Below are 17,037 nucleotides of genomic sequence, written 5' to 3'. Positions count from 1 at the left end.
TACATGGTGAGTGAATTGGACTTTAACAGCATATTGCGCTCCCGCATGAAAGATTTCAGGCCCTTCGACCAGGAGGTCAAGGTCATCAGAAAGCCCATGAGCCTTATCGACTCTATCTGCAGGGCGAAAGCGGAAGGTAAAAACCCGGTGATAGCGGAGATCAAGCCTGCATCGCCTCTAGCGGGGCAGTTAAGAAAGATCGATGACCCGCGCCAGATCAGCAAGGCGTTCGTAAATAGCGGCGCATGCGGGATATCGGTCCTCACCGAGCCAAAATTTTTCCGGGGCTCGCTCAATACGCTCAAGGAAGTATCGAGAGACAGGAAGGTGCCGGTACTGAGAAAGGATTTTCTTTTCGACATAAGCCAGGTGAAAGAATCCTATCATTACGGCGCTGACAGCCTGCTTCTCATATCCTCATTTTTTGACAGCGAAGGTCTTGGAGAAATGATATCTGAGTCCCGCAGGTACGGTATGGAGCCGCTGGTCGAGATCCATAGCGAAGAAGATGCCGGCCGTGCAGTATCCGCAGGTGCAAAGCTGTTCGCGATAAATAACAGGGACAAGGACACTCTCAAGATCGACATAAAAAGGACTGAAAGGCTTGCAGGTTTTGTCGAAGGCGTCAGGGTCAGCGCTTCCGGGATAGAGGACCCCGGACAGCTAAGATATGTGCTTCAGTTTTGCGACGCGGCCCTTATAGGCAGCGCATTGATGATGTCGGCGTATCCCTCGGCACTGCTCAAAGCGTTCGTGGAAGGGGGCGAACTGTAATGCAGGAGACACGTTTCTACGGAAAGCATGATACGCTTAGCTTAGATAATATACAAAGAAGGCGTTCCAGGCCTTCAAATGTCATCCCGGTGATAGAAGCCATCCGGCCCGAGATCACCCCTCTTGAGGCATATTTAAAACTTAAGAGCCCGGGAGCCTATTCATTTCTGTTAGAATCTGCCGACACAGGCGGAAAATCTGCAAAATACTCATTCATCGGCAGCAGCGGCTCTGTCATATCCATAAAGGACGGGGAGATATCTATAGACGGTTCCATCGTGGAGAACTATCCTGGAGGGCCGGTAAAACTTTTAAAGGATATAATGGCAGGCTTCAAGCCTGCAAGGCCGGTGTTCGTGCATGAGGAATCATTTTACGGTTATAACCCTCAAGTGCCCGTATTTTTCGGAGGCCTTGCAGGATATATCTCCTATGATTTTATCCGGTATGTGGATAATATCGGCGACACTGCCGACGACGACATCGGATGCCAGGACGCCGAGCTTTTATTTGTAAAAGACCTCGTCGTCTATGACCATGAGCAAAAAATGACACTGCTGGTATCCAGCGCGATCGATGACGGAAATGACCGTGACGGTCAGGTGAAAGCTGCCATAGGCAGGATAAGGTCAATGAAAGAAGCCATGAAAGGCGAGACCCCCCGATTCGAGGAACACGCTTCCGGAGAACAGCACATGGAAGTGAAGTTTTCCACTTCCCGAGAGCAGTTCGTAAAAATGGTCGAGCGCGCGAAGGAATACATACTCGACGGGGATGCATTTCAGATCGTGCTCTCGCAGCGTGCGGAGATAACGGCGGACATCGACCCTGTCGCTCTGTACAGGGCATTGAAGGAGATAAACCCGTCCCCATACATGTATTTCCTGGAGTTCGGGGATACTGTCATCGCTGGCTCAAGCCCCGAGATCCTCGCAAAGGTCGAAGACCGCAAAGTCACTGTAAGGCCGATAGCAGGGACAAGGCCGAGGGGTGCCACAGAAGAAGATGATAAACGGCTGGAGGACGAGATGAAAGCCGACCCTAAGGAGCTTGCAGAGCATGTGATGCTTGTCGACCTGGGACGTAACGACGCAGGAAAGGTATCCAGGTTTGGCACGGTCGTGGTCAACGACTATCTGGCCGTGGAAAAATACTCTCACGTGCAGCACATCGTGTCCAACGTTGTGGGCGAGCTTCAGGATGATAAGGATGCCATAGATGTGCTTGCAGCCACATTTCCAGCCGGCACAGTCTCCGGCGCCCCCAAGACCCGGGCTATGCAGATAATCGAAGAGCTGGAAGGAAGAAGGCGCGGCCTTTACGCGGGCTGCGTCGGATATTTCTGTTTTAACGATAACGCCGACCTTGCCATCGCCATACGCACGATCCTCCTGAAGAACGGAAAGGCCTATGTTCAGGCAGGGGCCGGCATTGTCACGGACTCCGTTCCGGAGAACGAGTACGTAGAATCGATGAACAAAGGGGCGGCGATGATGAAAGCCATAGGGTATGCCATTAAAGGAGGCAAATAAGTTGAAAGTAGTGATCATCGATAACATCGACTCATTCGTTTATAACCTGTATCAATACGTCGGGGAGCTTGGCTGCGAGCCCGAGGTCGTGCCGAATACGGCAGGCCCCGAAGAGATCGCGTCCCTGTCCCCGGACAGGATAATCATCAGTCCAGGCCCGGGAAAGCCGGAGGATGCAGGCAGGTGTGTCGACATCATCCGGACGATGGGCAAGAAAATACCGATAATGGGCGTGTGTCTGGGCCATCAGTGTATCGGCATAGCGTTCGGCGGGACGGTATCACGGGCATCTGCACCGATGCATGGTAAACCCAGCAGGATAGAGCATGACGGCGAGAGCATATACTCCGGGCTGAAAGAGCCCATTGTCGCGGCCAGGTATCATTCTCTGACCATTAAAAAGAGCGGGCTGCCCGAATGCCTCAAGGTCACTGCCACGAGCCCCGACGGTGAGATAATGGGAGTAAGACACAGAGATTATCCGATTGAGGGAGTCCAGTTCCACCCCGAATCTGTCCTCACGGAAAACGGCAAGGCACTGTTGAAAAATTTCCTTTTCGGCGCATCTGAAGGGGGCTCGAAAGCATGAGGGAATACATCCAAAAACTCGTGGCCGGAAAAGATCTTACATCAGGGGAAGCAGAGGACGCGATGAGGAGAATAATGTCTGGTGAGGCCACCCAGGCGCAGATAGGCAGTTTCCTTACGGCGATGAGCCTGAAAGGCGGGTCCGCATCCGAGATCGCTTCGTTCGCCCGGGTCATGAGGGAGTTCGCCCATCGCATCGAGCCTAAAGTGCGAGGAAGGTTAGTCGACATGTGCGGCACAGGCGGCGACGCCATAAAGACGTTCAATATCAGCACAATAGCGTCTTTCGTAGTGGCAGGGGCTGGCGTGCCTGTGGCTAAACACGGTAACCGCTCGGTGACTTCTAAATCGGGAAGCGCTGACCTGCTGGAAGCCCTTGGTGCAAAGATAGACATGCCGCCGGAAAAGGTCAGGGCCAACATAGAGGAGATCGGCTTTGGCTTCATGTTCGCCCCATTATTTCATTCGGCCATGAAACATGCCATCGGGCCCAGAAAAGAGATCGGGATAAGGACCGTGTTCAACGTTCTGGGCCCTCTCACTAATCCTGCTTCTGCAAAGGCGCAGGTCATGGGAGTATACGATGAAGAGCTTTTACCGCTCATCGCAAAAGTCCTGTCGGACCTGGGTGTCGAAAAAGCACTTGTGGTGCATGGTGTGGGCGGGCTGGACGAGGTCTCTACTATCGGGCCGACCAGGATATGCGAGGTCACTGACGGAAAGCTAGAGATATACAGCATCCACCCGTCCGATTTCCGCATACGGGAGGTAAAAGTCATAGACCTGCAGGGAGGCGATCCATATTCGAACTGCCTGATAACCCGCGATATACTACAAGAAAAGAAGAAAGGCCCGAAGAGAGACGTGGTATTATTGAACGCGGCATGCGGCATATATGTCGGCGGAAAGGCAGGTTCGATAGAGGACGCGCTTGAACTGGCATCGGAGTCTATAGACTCAGGGCGAGCATTTGAAATAATGAATGCCTACCTAAAAAGTTCCCGGCTTGCGGAGGCATACGCATGACCAGGGTAAAGATATGCGGTGTCACCAGCGTTGAGGACGCCGTAAGCTGCGCGATGGCCGGAGCCGACGCAGTGGGAATGCTCGTCAACGTTAAAGTCTCCCCCCGCCGCATAACGGTAGAGAAAGCGAGGGAAATAACGAGAAGGCTTCCGCCGTTCATCACGCCGGTCATCGTGATGATGCCTTCGTCCCATGAGGAAGTGATCGACGCCGCGCTGAGGATCAGGCCGGGCGCCATACAGCTTCACGGGAACGAGTCTCCGGAAACGCTCTTGAGAATAAGACAGGCGCTTCCGGGAATTCGCCTGATAAAGACCATACATGTGGGCGAAGGCGCCGAGGTAGAAAGGTCGCTTTCATACAAGGGTTCTGCCGACGCAATCCTTTTGGACACGGCATCACCCGCTAAAGGCGGAAGCGGGGCAACACATGACTGGTCGATATCCGGAGAGATAGTCTCCGCACTATCGATGCCGGTGATCCTTGCCGGCGGATTGTCGCCGTCGAACGTAGGGAATGCGATACGGTCAGTAAGGCCGTTCGCCGTGGACGTATCAAGTGGAGTGGAAATGAAGGGGCAAAAGAGCTTTATAAAAGATATTGACCTGGTCAGGGACTTTATCATCGGTGCAAGGGAGGCCTGAAATGCTGCAGACAGGAAGATACGGGGAATACGGGGGCATGTATGTCCCGGAGATGCTTGTGCCGGCATTGAAAGACGTGGATGAAGGATACCAAAGGTACCGGAACGACCCCGGTTTCAGGGCCGAGCTTGAAAATTATCTAAAAGAGTTCGTTGGCAGGCCCACACCGCTCACGCTCGCAAGGAACATGAGCGAGAAGTATGGGCTTAAGTTATATCTCAAGCGCGAGGACCAGGCATTCACCGGCGCCCACAAGATCAATAATACGATCGGACAGGCGCTTCTTGCTAAAAAGATGGGTAAGAGGAGGCTGATAGCGGAGACAGGCGCAGGCCAGCATGGAGTGGCTACCGCGACCGCTGCCAGGGCTCTCGGGATGAAGTGTACGATATTCATGGGCGAAGTCGATATCGCAAGGCAGAAGATGAACGTGTTCAGGATGCGTTTGTTGGGCGCGGAGGTCGTCGCTGTGAAGAACGGCACGCGCACACTGAAGGATGCCATAAGCGAAGCCATGCGCCACTGGGTCACCTGTCTCGATGACACTCATTACCTGTTCGGTACCGCCTACGGGCCACACCCGTTCCCTGCCATGGTAAAGGATTTCCAGAGCGTTATCGGGAAAGAAGCGAGAGCTCAAATACTTGAGCGCGAGGGAAAGCTACCTTCGTGCATCGTCGCATGCATCGGCGGAGGCAGCAATGCGATAGGGATATTCTCCGGTTTCCTGAAGGATGAGAATGTGCGCCTTGTGGGCGTGGAAGCCGGCGGCTGCGGGATAGAGTCCGGCAAGCACGCGGCGCGGTTCCAGACCGGCACAAAAGGCGTGCTGCATGGATCATATACGTATGTGCTTCAGGACAAATACGGCCAGATACAGGATACGCACAGCGTTTCCGCAGGGCTCGACTATGCCGCCGTAGGGCCGGAACATGCATTGTTAAGGGATGTCGGAAGGGCAGAATACAGCTATGCAACGGACGACGAAGCGCTGTTCGCTTTCCAGGAACTGGGAATGGTGGAAGGCATACTGCCGGCGCTGGAGTCCTCACATGCGGTCGCATGGGCGATAAAGAACAGCAAAGGGTTTGAGAAAAACGACACAGTTATAGTCAACCTGTCGGGAAGAGGAGATAAGGACGTCGAGACAGTGGCGAAGCAAATGGGGGTCTCCATATGAGGCTAAAAGAAAAATTCGAGACTCTCAAGAGCAGGCATGAGGGAGCCCTGATATCTTACATCACGTTAGGCGATCCTTCTCCCGAAGAATCTTTAATGATAGCCCAATCCTTGATAGATTCGGGCAATGTGGACGTGCTTGAGCTGGGCGTCCCGTTCTCGGACCCGATAGCGGACGGCCCCGTGATACAGGCTGCCGTAGACCGGGCATTGAAAGCGGGCATGAACACGGATAAGGCGTTCGAGATAGTCGAAAGGCTGGATAAAAAGGTCCCGATAGTGTATCTCACCTATTACAATATCGTGCTGCAGTATGGTGTCGGGCGTTTCATTAAAGAATGCGCAAGGACCGGGGTCGCGGGACTGATAATAGCCGACCTGCCATATGAAGAAAGCGGCGATGTCAGGGCACTATGTAAGTCTGAAGTCGTGGACTATATCAACATCGTGACGCCGAATACTTCCCCTGAAAGGATGTCGATGATACTGGATAACGCATCAGGTTTCGTTTATCTGGTATCGACTATGGGAGTGACAGGGGCAAGGGAAAGTATCTCAAAGAGCATTAAGCAGACACTTGATCTTACAATAAAATGTTCTAACGGCATACCCGTTGCCGTAGGCTTCGGCATTTCCCGGCCCGAACAAGTACAGTCAATTATCGGCATGGGGGCCGACGGGGCTATAGTCGGTAGCGCGATCGTGGACCGTATCGGAAAGGGATCAACAATGGGTGATATAATCGATTTCTTAAAAGGCCTTAAATCGGGCACCAGCCCGTTAAAAGCAATGACAGTGAGCAAGAAATGAATATGGCGGACTCTTACAGCGAGCCGGTCCTTTAGGGTTCAGCCATATTGCTTCGTTTTCTTTTTTATGATCATCCCGTATGCTCCTGACAGGATAAAGAAAAGCCACGCTGCACCGATCAAGTATAATAGCGCTTTAACATATACGTCCTCGATGTCCACGGAAATGATAAAAGGTATCGGCAGAAGCGATATCGCAGCCACCATATTGAGCATCCTCCTGTTCCTTTCCGTCAGCATTCCCAGCGAAGAGAAAAAGATAAAAAGCCCGGTAAATATAGTTGACGAAAAAACGATGGTGTTTTCGGTCACGGTCACAAGCCCTACCGCGAAGAATGCCAGCGATGCCAGCACCCCTAGCGAGCCTCTATTTTTTAATTCGATCTCCTCTTCCGGAACGTAACGCCTCAACATGCTTTTTCCTGTCAGCACATAGACCAGCAGGTAGAACAGGGCTACAGACAAGGATACTATTATCGCCATATCGGGATCTCCGTTATAGAAAAATATCCCGATAAAAAATATCGCAAATACTGATACTGTCTCAAGGGCTAATCTTATCCAGCCCGAATGACGCATGCCCATTATCATGTTCCCGTCCATGTCAGCACCTTGACCGGATCAATTTTCCAGTACGGTCGTCTACTATCACATAATTTAAAAATGGAATTATAAATAATCTCTCTCAGTAAAAGTGAACAAACATATATGATCTATATTAAAAGCCGTCGAACTCCGATATCTTTGCCTGGGCCCCCGACTTTTTAATGTTCTTCTGATACAGCCAGAATACTATACCTATCAAAACAAATCCTATCAAAAGATAGAATAATCCTGCATTTACCTCGCTATTGATAAAGTAAAAATACCCTGTCCACCAGAATGCGGCCGCGAAGCAAGACAGGCTGATAAACAGGAGGCGTATCCTGTCCCTTATTTTTATGTCGGATAAGTAATACACAAGAGATGCCAGCCCTATACCCTCAAAAACAAGATAAAAGCTTTTCACCGAGACGGAAAGAGTCATAAAAACGCCTATCATGACAATTATAGCAGATATTATAAAGACAGCAAGGTACAGGTTATTCCTTGATAGTTCCTTGAGGCCGTTTTGCCATTCCATGTCCGGTTCCTCTCGATACTGGCCGGCCATATGGTCTATGGCCAATCCTTAATTTTTTAATCCATTTATAAAAAGCCTCCTGCTAACTTCTGGCTAAAAAAAGCGATAACAGGCGCATTTATCTGCGCCCGTATTTCCTGAACACCAGGACAAGCCCTGCCAGCACCATTATAATGATCGCGCCGCCAATGTACGGTATGTAGGACTCGGTCGCGATCGTGATCCTGTAGGTCTTTTCTTTCATGACCTGATCACTGTTCACATCTATATCTACTTCATAGTCGCTGGCGACGATATTGCCCGGCGACTGGACGCTTATCGTGAACTTTTGCGTCTCGCCTGCTTTGATAGTGCTGATCATTTCCGGATAGCAATTTATGACCCATCCGTCAGGAGCGGTCACTTCCGGATTGACGTTAGTCAGAGTTCCGCCCGTGCCGTCGTTCGTGACGTACACGTCGATGCTGAATGTTTCGCCCGGCTTTGAATCATAGGCGAGCTTTGAGCTTGTCACGGTCATGCCGACGCTGCTCTTCAGCTTTAACGTCAGGTCTTTTTCTATAGTGACACCATCAGGTGTCTCGATTTTTGCCGTAAAGTTATACTCTCCCTCAGTAACGCTGTAAGGCGGGACTATCTCCAGAATGATGGTCTTTACTGAATCAGCCGGTACGATGACCTCGGCCATCTCATCAGTGCTCGTCGAGGATTCCTTGAACCTGTAATACCAGTTCTCAGGAAGCCCGTCCACAGAGAGGCCGTAACTGTTCTCCGTTGACTGGATATTCTTAATGCTCAGCTCGTACAGGCTTTTCTCCCCTATGGACGAAATTTTCGAGCTATACCTGGAAGATATCTCTGTGGTCTGGTTCACGCTCGTGATATATACATAGAGGTCAATACTCAGGCTGTCAACTTTTGCGGTGACCTTCTTTTCTCCTATGTCGCTGCTGGCCGTTGTTTCCACCACGAGGTTAACGGTCTTCGACTGGCCTTGAGGGACATATATCTTGTAAATACCCTTATCCCCGTACATGAAGCCTGTCTCCCAGCCCGCATCGCTTGAAGACGAAAGGGTATATGTCTTATCATCCCCGTTATCGTTCTTTATGATGATGGGGAAAGATATGCTGTCACCGCCCAGCGCTAACTGTCCGGGGACATCACAGGTCAGCGTGGTGCCTGAGGTCTCTACCGAATCGACAGGTTTGGAGATGTCCACAAGGGCACGACCTATTGACTCGTCCACTTCCACCACGTAGATCTTGATCACACCGTAATAGTAGTACGAGTTGCCTGTCGATATTGTCACATCGCCGTCAGGGTATTCCGGGCTCTTTACCACCGCATGAACATATCCCGGGCCTGCTACTGTAATATTGACATAGCATCCGTTCGCCTGTACTATCTCTCCGCTGTTCACCCAGTTCGAGTAAACTGTCTGGTACCCGCTGTCCGCAGACGCAGGGATCGCGGAGGCCGTCAGCAACAGCATCAATAGCGGCAGGATGATCCTACTGTTTTTCATCTTACATCCGCCCTCATGAACTTAACATAGGATGCCGCTAATGCCACTATTGAGATCACTATCAGCGATATTATGTTAACGATCACCGATGACAGCGAATCCGTCGCATATATCTCGCTGGACGGCAGTCTGCCGTAAGTCTGGAAGTTGACCCGGACGTTAGATCCGGCAATAGTGCTGATAGGCGATTTGAGTTTTTCTAACAATACTTCGGATATACACTGGAAGTTGTTCACGGGCGATATCATGTTGATAATGCCCGTTATCTGGTTTCTTGTCTCCCAGTAGGACGTATATTCCGGGCTGATCGTCATCATTTGCCTGGTGGAGTTACCGGGATTGCCAGAGTTGATCCTGATGTCCTGGGAGTTCGCGGATTGAGCATCTGTTGACACTACCAGCATATCCGGCTCCTCTCCCATCGCCAGTCCGACAATGTTGAACGACAGCATGGGCAGCAATACTACGAAAAGCAGTACGCCAAGAGTGTATGCTACTGACATGGCCGAGTTTTTAGCCCACGTAGACATCACAAGGGATATCGAGAAGAACGTGACGCAGTACAGCAAGGTCATGACGAAATACATGCCTATCCTTACCATGTCATCGCCCGTCGGAACAAGGCCGCAGAACAGCATGAACGCGATGGTCATGAGGAACATTGCTGCAAGCACCACGGTAAGCATCGATACAGAGCCGATGGTCTTTCCGTTAATGATAGAATCCCTGTACACGGGATGCGTCAATAACGATTTTAACGAGCCGTCCTCTTTTTCCCGCGATATGACGTCAAATCCCATGGATACGGCAAGCGCCAATCCTATGATAAGGAAGTAGTCGTTGATGCTCTGAAATACAAGGAGCACGGTGGGCATTTGAGTTTGCTGCGGGCCCATCATTATCTGCGACGCTCCCTGCATATTCGCCCTGTAATCATCTAGCTGGGAGTTGTATTCGGTTATCCCCGAGATTATGCCGACGATGGACAGTAATATAAGGGCACCCAGGATGACTAAAAAGCGCTTGCTGGTAAGATGATCGTTAAACTCTTTCTTAGCTACGATAAGTTCTTTTTTCATTTTTACGCTCCTCCGTATACCGTTTCCAGGAACACGTCCTCAAGAGACCTTTCGACCAGCCTTTGCTCGCGTATCCTGACACCTTTCCCGTAAAGCTCTGTCGATATGTCATCCCTGATGTCTATAGAAGATTCTATGACCGCGCTTCCGTTATTGTATACGGCGTCCATGATCCTTGTGTCGGCAAGCTTTGGCATGTCGCCGGCCACTTTGATCAGGATGGTGTACCTGTCGCTGCCGCTCATCTTCCTCTTTACATCTTCGATCGTGCCGCTCGCAATCAGTTTCCCTTTGGTGATGATGCCTATCGTATTACATACCTGCTGCACCTCTTCCATGATATGGGATGAGAAAAATATCGTCTTGCCCTTCCTCGCAAGATCGTTTATCGCGTGCCTGAACTGCATCACGCCCTGCGGGTCCAGGCCGTTGGTCGGCTCGTCCATGAATATTATCTCGGGGTCGTTCAAAAGCGCCTGAGCCAGTCCAAGCCTCTGCCTCATGCCTCTGGAAAAGCTTCCTGCGGGCTTCTCCACTCCGGCGAGCCCTACATAGTCCAGAAGCTCGGCAATACGCCTGTCAGCATCCCCGCTTTCCATATCATAGAACTTCGAGAAATATTTCAGGTTCTGCCTTGCGCTAAGGTGAGCATAAAAGCCTACTCCGTCGGGGAGGTATCCTGTCATCCTCTTTGCGTCGAGCGGGTTCTTGATCACGTCGACGCCATTGATGAGACATTTCCCCTCCGCGGGCTCTATCAATCCGACCATCATGCCGATAGCCGTCGTTTTTCCGGCGCCGTTGGGGCCCAGGAACCCGAATACCTCTCCCTCTTTCACTTCAAGGGAGAGTGAGTCCACGGCCCTGACGCCATCGTAAATTTTTGTCAGGTTCTCTGTCCTTATCATTAAAGCCATCTCCTTTTCGAGTGCTTCCACACGAGGCATTAGAGAAGTGATTATAAATGATTTCTCGCCATATCGTCCAACTATCCTGCCACAGTTGGACGATTTGGTCAAAAAGCTTAAAAGGTATGCTAATTAACATTTTTATTGGATGTGGCACGGGAAATAAAACATCACCCGGGAATTAACCACCCTATTAAAACCGGATAAGCCAGTTAATCCTCTGCGAAATCTTACCCAAATATAAAAAACACAAGCCTGTTTCACCCGGAGGCTCAAAGACCCGGGGATATCGTAATATCCCGGGGCCTTCGGGCTTTCGAAAAATCCTGATATATGCTAATCATACGCTCTGTAAATGCTTGTGTATCAAGCTACAGTACAGCTATTTTTATCTTTCAGTTGGACAATATGGTCAAAATGCTTAAATAGCCATGAAATAACATATCCTATCGGTATTAATGCTTAAAAAGAGTGGGATTATCTTACTGCTCGGGCTTTTGATGATATCGCTGTCTTATAGCTCCTTTGGCCAGGTGACGGGCACGGCAAGAATGGCCGAAGAAGCCAGTGCGGATATAGCGATGAATGCCATTCCGGTGAAAGACATTGACATCGGCATGGTCTCAAAATTTTCCGACGTGAACTACACGACAATGGTGCTCGATCTTAGAGATCCCAACTTATCCTGTGATTTTATTTTCCATGAAGGATCGATGCATGAGAAGCCTTTCCCTGTCTCAAAGGATAGCTTTATGGCAGGAAAGATGCTCGTGCTGAGGCCCAATGATCACAGGCAGGAATCCATTCCGCTGATGTGGATGAAAATGCATCCGGACGGAGTGACCCCGGAAAATTTCGACTTGAAATATATGGCCGGCTTCATGATGAATTTCAGCGAAGATGGCCCCCCTTCGAGGTACTTCCGTGTGCCCCCTCCTGAGTCCGTCCCGGTCGAAGACGGGACTTTCGACTGTGTGTTCTATGGCGGCATCATGTTTAAGCGACAGGGGATGCCGGTCTTAAATGACTTCCCGGAGGTAGAGCTTAACAACGATATTTTACAGGGCCAGACAAACTGGCACCAGTGCGAAGTCAGCGAAGCCAGCACATCCCTGGTAGTCGACATGAAATGGAAGGAGCCGAAGAACGATCTCAGGCTTCTGATATACACGCCTGACGGCCATATCCTCGGGCCGTATTATGATGATTCAGACGGCGAGATGGACGGACGTATCAACCTGGAGGTCTCGAATGAGGACGGGCTCGCGACGGGGCAATGGAACCTTAAGGTTAATGGCATTGATATCGCGGGCAAAGAAGAATATTATATCCGCACAGGATGCGAATAGTCAAAAACGGAGAACGTACCATGAAGATCGATCTGAAGCTTGTGGCAGTGTCAATACTGGTGCTTAGCGCGATAATCATTGCTTCAGTGTTTTTATTACCTCTCTCAAAAGGCCCCGGCGATTACGTGGTCAAGCCGGCCGGAGATATCGGTATCTCTCCAGAAATGACGGACGCCGCTTCCGTATCCTACCTTGACCTTCCGCTGTGGATAAAGATCGCCGCGATAGCGGACGGCCTGCTCATAGTGCTCGGCGCCATAGGCCTGGCCCCTGTCATTATAAACAGGATGCAGAACGTCCTGGCCAACAGGAACAGGCAGATCATCTTTAATTATGTGGTGAGTAACCCGGGATGCACTCCTTCGGAGATCACATCGTCCCGGAACATGAAGAACGGCACAGTAAAATATCATATCCAGATGCTCGAGCAGGAAGGCAAGATCATCCTTCAAAAAATGGGCAAGTTCACCCGCATCTACCGGAACTCCATGGGCATGGACGAAAGCGAAAAAGTGATAACGTCACATCTCAGGAACGATACCAGCCGGTCCATGCTGCAGGCCATTCTGGACGAGCCGGGCATCACGAACCAGAAGCTTTCGGAAAAGTTCGGGCTGGACAAGAGCACTGTCCACTGGTATATACAAAAGTTCATCGCCGATAACATTGTAGAGGCGGAGCAGGACGGGAAGTTCAAAAAATACTTTATTAATACGGGCTCGAAAGAAGTGCTAAGAAAGTTCATACCGCTGAATTACCAGTGTCCTGGTATGATGAAGGAATAAATCTAATTTTTTTAATATTATATTTATTCTGCCTGTCTGTGGGTAAGTGTTAAATATTCCTCCTTTATATTCAACATAGTTTTTTCAGGATGATATGATGGGCTCGAGACTTAGGCCGGCGATAATGGCAGGTATACTGGGAAGCGTGATCGCTATCGCCCTGCTGTACCTGACAGTACAGATGATACATCCTGACCTTGCCGATCAGTCCGGACAGTCCTTTGATGTCATCTATGAAGGCCTGTTATGGTTCGTCCTATGGATCGTCATATCTTTTCTGATAGTCGGGGCCATAGGGTCACTGTCAGTGCATTTGTCGCATATGAAAGGCGTTAACCTCATAGACGTTATACTGGCGTCGGGATGCGCGGGAACAATAAAAATGACCGTGGAGACATTATTATTATCGGCAATAGGCCTGTTCTTCGTCTACGGCGGCTCCGCGAACAGGTTCCTTTACGGCCTGGAAATGAACAGCTTCTGGGTTATAGTGTACCTGTTTTATTTGATACTGCACCCGTTAGTATCTATCCTCGGCGGCCTGGAGTATTACACGTTAAAGCCTTACCTCAAAAAATTTTTCCCGAAGCTTTAAAGCCGGCTAATAAATCCACAGGGTCAAAAATAATTTTAATTTCGATTTGAGGCTATCATGCGAAGACTATTGATCTTATATCGATAGGTGTATCGCTACTCCGGCGATAATCTTCAACCGGATCCGGTAAAAAGAACTATTTCCAGCATATATGTACTGATATTCCGATACAAAGATTATATACTATAAGATTGAGAGTTAATTGATTTTAACGTAATATCCAGAATATCAAGGGTATGGACATCATGGGCATATTTCCAGAGTGGTCGGTAAAAGAATATTTTTCATTTATCGGTAGATCTATTGCGGCCGGACTGGTCTGCGGTATTCTTTTTATCGCCGCGTTCTTTGTCATCGGCTCTGTCTGGTCATTCCCGGTCGAATATAACTGGAGGTTCTTTTTAGTCAGGGACATACACCTGCTGATGTCCGAAGCGGGTATCCTGATGATGGGAGGGATCATGTCCGTATCCCTTACAAACACACTATTTAAGAAAAACCGCGACATTACTTCCTCCCCGGTATTTAAAGAATCCTTGATCAGCGCATTTATAGCAGGCGTAACCGCAGCGCTCGTGATAATGCCGGTATTTTTGGTCCTGCTCATAATACTCTTTAACCTTGGATTCCTTCTAAACCATCCAACAAACCCGAATATGTCCGCTTATGACCGGCTGGGCGACACGATCATGAACACGCCTCTTTACGGCTACGGATCTTTAATTGCCGGGATAGAGTTCTTCTTTTTGTCCTGTCTGATATGCGTATCCCTCGGAGCGATCGCGGCATACGTATACACTCATTTTTTGTTACGAAAAGAAAGCAAGGTCAAATATAACGCTAAAAAGAATGACTCCTCTAAGGTCATTTTTAAGATAGCCGCAGTATTATTGATCCTGCTGGCCGCCCCTCCGGCATCTTCGACAGTCGGATGCGTATGCGGGCTCGCCTATAGTACGCCATACGGTCCATACGGCCTGAGCATAGAGAGGATCGCGGACGACTCAATATCGATCATCTGTCATGGCGGAGAATGCACTGGCCTGCTGGATGACTCAATGCCCTTTACGATCTTCGTGAACGGCTGCAACATCCTTGATACTGCGCTGGCGCCTGTGGACTCGCCATTATCATCGGCCGGCATCGTGAACGGTTCCCGATATTATATAGGCTCATTCCTGAACCTGACCGGGGAAGACATAAAACCGGGGAAATACTCATCAGTAGATATGGATCGCGCAGGATCCCATATTATCGTCAATGCCAATTTCAAGGACGGCAGCAGGCTATTATTGTTTGACGACTACGTATGATATTTTAACGTCATAAAAAAATGCAATTATTATCTGTTTACGCCCCGGTATTTTCCCGGAGCGTCCATAAATTCTGTCCTTTTGGATCATGGTTTTTAAAAATTAAGGACCCCGGGGCCACTATCCCGGGATCAGGGGGCTTGCTCTGCGCTCGCCATATATTACTCTTTAAAAGTATTATAAATCATTTCTCTCACGATCGGTAAACTAAGGGCGATATACGCCGATATTAATGAAAATGGCCGGTCTGAAAAAGTAAGATCATAGATGCAACTTGGCTTTATCCCTATCAAGCTTGAATATCTTGACCAGTAAAGCGAGCACGATAATGACCATCAAAGCATACCCGGCTGTAATGCTCAACATATAGTCCAGCCTGTACTGTGCGATAGATATTACAGTGCATACCTCAAGCCATATTATGAAGCCGGCAAGGATGCCTTTTATCATGTCGATGTCGAACTGCTTTTTAGAGTCCTGTCCCCGGATATTATTAATGAAAAGATGTGTCCCGACAATGAACAATAACAGGGGGCCGTCAGTAAGCCACTGCATGACCTGTCCCGAATATATGAATTCGGTGAGGCTCGCTCCGTAGCCCATTTTCATTACGGAGTATACCAGGCTGTTAATAATGGTCTTCCACAGGAGGAACAGACCGGCACCTAAGACTACGCTCGAAGCGTCGAGAACAAGTGATTGAGTTTCTTCTTTTTCCATTTTATCCCTGTTTTTACTGTTATCGGGCTTCATATTGAAGGCCTGCATTATTTGCTTTCTTATCCGGTATATGTACTATTATCCCCAGTTATATATGATTTATGTCTCCGGTTGGACCATTACCGCTTAGTAGCCTGTCTCTCCTGCTCATGATTTTGTATCTGTTCCTAGTATGATATGTATGCCAAAATTTTTCATAGTTAAGGGCTCTATGGGCTCGAAGGTCCACTATTTTTCACCACTAAATCTTTGATGAGCGGGGTCTTGCTCAGGTTTTAAGAATGAAAAATGTGTCTTACTAAATGGTCTTTGAGATGGAGTTTTTATGGTTGTGCCTGTCGGATGGCAGGTAGACACGTAATTTCTCAGAAACACGGAAACACAAAATTTTTTTATATGATTTTTTAAGGTCACGAAAAGCACTAAGAATTTACTCACCAAACCACAAAGGGCTCTAGTATCACCGTCAACGCTCTAACACCTCTAACGCCCGGCTCAACGCACTAACCTCTCAAAGTCACCAACGCTAAAACAAGACCCGAACATTCTCCAAAGCACGAAAGTTTAATATCCCGGTTTGTGTTTCCCTTGACTTATAGCAGGGCTATTTGTCGTGTAAGCGTCAACCGTGCAGTTAAAATTTAGTGTTTTTGGAGAATGTTCGGGTCTTGTTTTAGCGTTGGTGACTTAGAGCACTTCGAGCATTAAGCCGTGCATTAGAGACTTTAGCGCGTTGACGGTGATACTGGAGCCCTTTGTGGTTTGGTGAGTGAACCTTTGGGTTTTTGTGCCCTTAAATTCTAAAAAAAATTTTGTGTTTCCGTGTTTCTGTGAGGTTACGTGTCTACCTGCCATCCGACAGGCATAACTGCAGAACATCGATACCATAATAGATGTTACATGCAAGTCTTTACAGAGACCATTAAAAAGTTTTTCATAGTTAAGAGCTCTATGGACTCCAGTAGTTCCGTTGGTGTGTGAGTGGTTGTTCGGTGTTTTTGTTGGAAGGCGTTTTCCTCTTGTGTTGAGATATTTTTCTTTTTATGGGATTAAAAAGTGTTTATATCTCTGAGGGTTTGCCTTCC

General features: G+C 49.0%; 17 protein-coding genes. 11 read left to right on the top strand and 6 right to left on the bottom strand.

Going from position 1 to position 17,037, the window contains the following annotated elements; all coding sequences use genetic code 11:
* Positions 1–3 precede the first annotated feature (3 nt).
* From CUJ83_RS15320 to trpA, 7 genes are read left to right on the top strand one after another with little or no spacing between them, the layout of a single operon-like run.
* Positions 4–774, top strand: coding sequence for an indole-3-glycerol-phosphate synthase (locus CUJ83_RS15320; RefSeq protein WP_230743343.1), 771 nt, complete (start codon positions 4–6; stop codon positions 772–774).
* Complete coding sequence (trpE, locus tag CUJ83_RS15315; RefSeq protein WP_230743342.1) at positions 774–2,306, top strand: anthranilate synthase component I; 1,533 nt, start codon at positions 774–776, stop codon at positions 2,304–2,306. Before CUJ83_RS15320 ends, trpE begins: the two co-directional genes overlap by 1 nt.
* Before the next feature lies 1 nt (position 2,307).
* Positions 2,308–2,895, top strand: coding sequence for an anthranilate synthase component II (locus CUJ83_RS15310; protein ID WP_255668613.1), 588 nt, complete (start codon positions 2,308–2,310; stop codon positions 2,893–2,895).
* Positions 2,892–3,920, top strand: coding sequence for an anthranilate phosphoribosyltransferase (gene trpD, locus CUJ83_RS15305; protein ID WP_230743341.1), 1,029 nt, complete (start codon positions 2,892–2,894; stop codon positions 3,918–3,920). The genes CUJ83_RS15310 and trpD overlap by 4 nt, the downstream gene beginning before the upstream one ends.
* Entirely contained in the window at positions 3,917–4,564 is a 648-nt protein-coding gene (locus tag CUJ83_RS15300; RefSeq protein ID WP_230743340.1) for a phosphoribosylanthranilate isomerase, read from the top strand. The genes trpD and CUJ83_RS15300 overlap by 4 nt, the downstream gene beginning before the upstream one ends.
* A 1-nt stretch (position 4,565) precedes the next feature.
* A complete protein-coding gene (gene trpB, locus CUJ83_RS15295) occupies positions 4,566–5,744 on the top strand; it encodes a tryptophan synthase subunit beta (RefSeq protein ID WP_230743339.1) in 1,179 nt (392 codons plus the stop codon).
* Positions 5,741–6,553: a tryptophan synthase subunit alpha gene (gene trpA / locus CUJ83_RS15290; RefSeq protein ID WP_230743338.1), complete on the top strand. Its 813-nt coding sequence runs from the start codon at positions 5,741–5,743 to the stop codon at positions 6,551–6,553. Before trpB ends, trpA begins: the two co-directional genes overlap by 4 nt.
* A gap of 38 nt (positions 6,554–6,591) precedes the next feature.
* Here the strand turns inward: trpA and CUJ83_RS15285 are convergent, their stop codons facing one another.
* The 5 genes from CUJ83_RS15285 to CUJ83_RS15265 form a co-directional block, all read right to left on the bottom strand.
* Positions 6,592–7,155, bottom strand: a complete 564-nt coding sequence (locus CUJ83_RS15285; RefSeq protein WP_230743337.1) for a hypothetical protein — start codon at positions 7,153–7,155, stop codon at positions 6,592–6,594.
* A gap of 115 nt (positions 7,156–7,270) precedes the next feature.
* Positions 7,271–7,705 (bottom strand): hypothetical protein, encoded by a 435-nt coding sequence (locus tag CUJ83_RS15280; RefSeq protein WP_230743336.1) that lies wholly within the window; start codon positions 7,703–7,705, stop codon positions 7,271–7,273.
* 88 nt (positions 7,706–7,793) lie between these two features.
* On the bottom strand, positions 7,794–9,203 hold the full coding sequence (locus tag CUJ83_RS15275) for a COG1470 family protein (RefSeq protein WP_230743335.1): 1,410 nt from the start codon (positions 9,201–9,203) through the stop codon (positions 7,794–7,796).
* Positions 9,200–10,282, bottom strand: a complete 1,083-nt coding sequence (locus tag CUJ83_RS15270; RefSeq protein ID WP_230743334.1) for an ABC transporter permease — start codon at positions 10,280–10,282, stop codon at positions 9,200–9,202. The genes CUJ83_RS15275 and CUJ83_RS15270 overlap by 4 nt, the downstream gene beginning before the upstream one ends.
* A gap of 2 nt (positions 10,283–10,284) precedes the next feature.
* The gene (locus CUJ83_RS15265) at positions 10,285–11,190 is read right to left on the bottom strand and encodes an ABC transporter ATP-binding protein (protein WP_230743356.1); all 906 of its coding nucleotides are present in this window, start codon (positions 11,188–11,190) and stop codon (positions 10,285–10,287) included.
* A gap of 458 nt (positions 11,191–11,648) precedes the next feature.
* Between CUJ83_RS15265 and CUJ83_RS15260 the strand changes: the two genes are divergently transcribed.
* From CUJ83_RS15260 to CUJ83_RS15245, 4 genes are all read left to right on the top strand, one after another.
* Positions 11,649–12,539 (top strand): hypothetical protein, encoded by an 891-nt coding sequence (locus CUJ83_RS15260; RefSeq protein WP_230743333.1) that lies wholly within the window; start codon positions 11,649–11,651, stop codon positions 12,537–12,539.
* A 20-nt stretch (positions 12,540–12,559) separates the two neighbouring features.
* Complete coding sequence (locus tag CUJ83_RS15255; RefSeq protein WP_230743332.1) at positions 12,560–13,324, top strand: winged helix-turn-helix transcriptional regulator; 765 nt, start codon at positions 12,560–12,562, stop codon at positions 13,322–13,324.
* A gap of 94 nt (positions 13,325–13,418) precedes the next feature.
* Positions 13,419–13,919 (top strand): cell division FtsX domain-containing protein, encoded by a 501-nt coding sequence (locus tag CUJ83_RS15250; RefSeq protein WP_230743331.1) that lies wholly within the window; start codon positions 13,419–13,421, stop codon positions 13,917–13,919.
* 245 nt (positions 13,920–14,164) lie between these two features.
* Positions 14,165–15,232 (top strand): hypothetical protein, encoded by a 1,068-nt coding sequence (locus CUJ83_RS15245; protein WP_230743330.1) that lies wholly within the window; start codon positions 14,165–14,167, stop codon positions 15,230–15,232.
* Between the two features lie 261 nt (positions 15,233–15,493).
* On the opposite strand, the gene CUJ83_RS15240 is transcribed toward CUJ83_RS15245, so the two are convergent.
* Complete coding sequence (locus CUJ83_RS15240; RefSeq protein ID WP_230743329.1) at positions 15,494–15,985, bottom strand: hypothetical protein; 492 nt, start codon at positions 15,983–15,985, stop codon at positions 15,494–15,496.
* Positions 15,986–17,037 lie beyond the last annotated feature (1,052 nt).

Source organism: Methanooceanicella nereidis (genome assembly GCF_021023085.1).
GTDB classification, from domain to species: domain Archaea; phylum Halobacteriota; class Methanocellia; order Methanocellales; family Methanocellaceae; genus Methanooceanicella; species Methanooceanicella nereidis.
The sequence above is the reverse complement of the archived record's forward strand: the minus strand, read 5'-3'. Positions and strand labels throughout refer to the sequence as shown.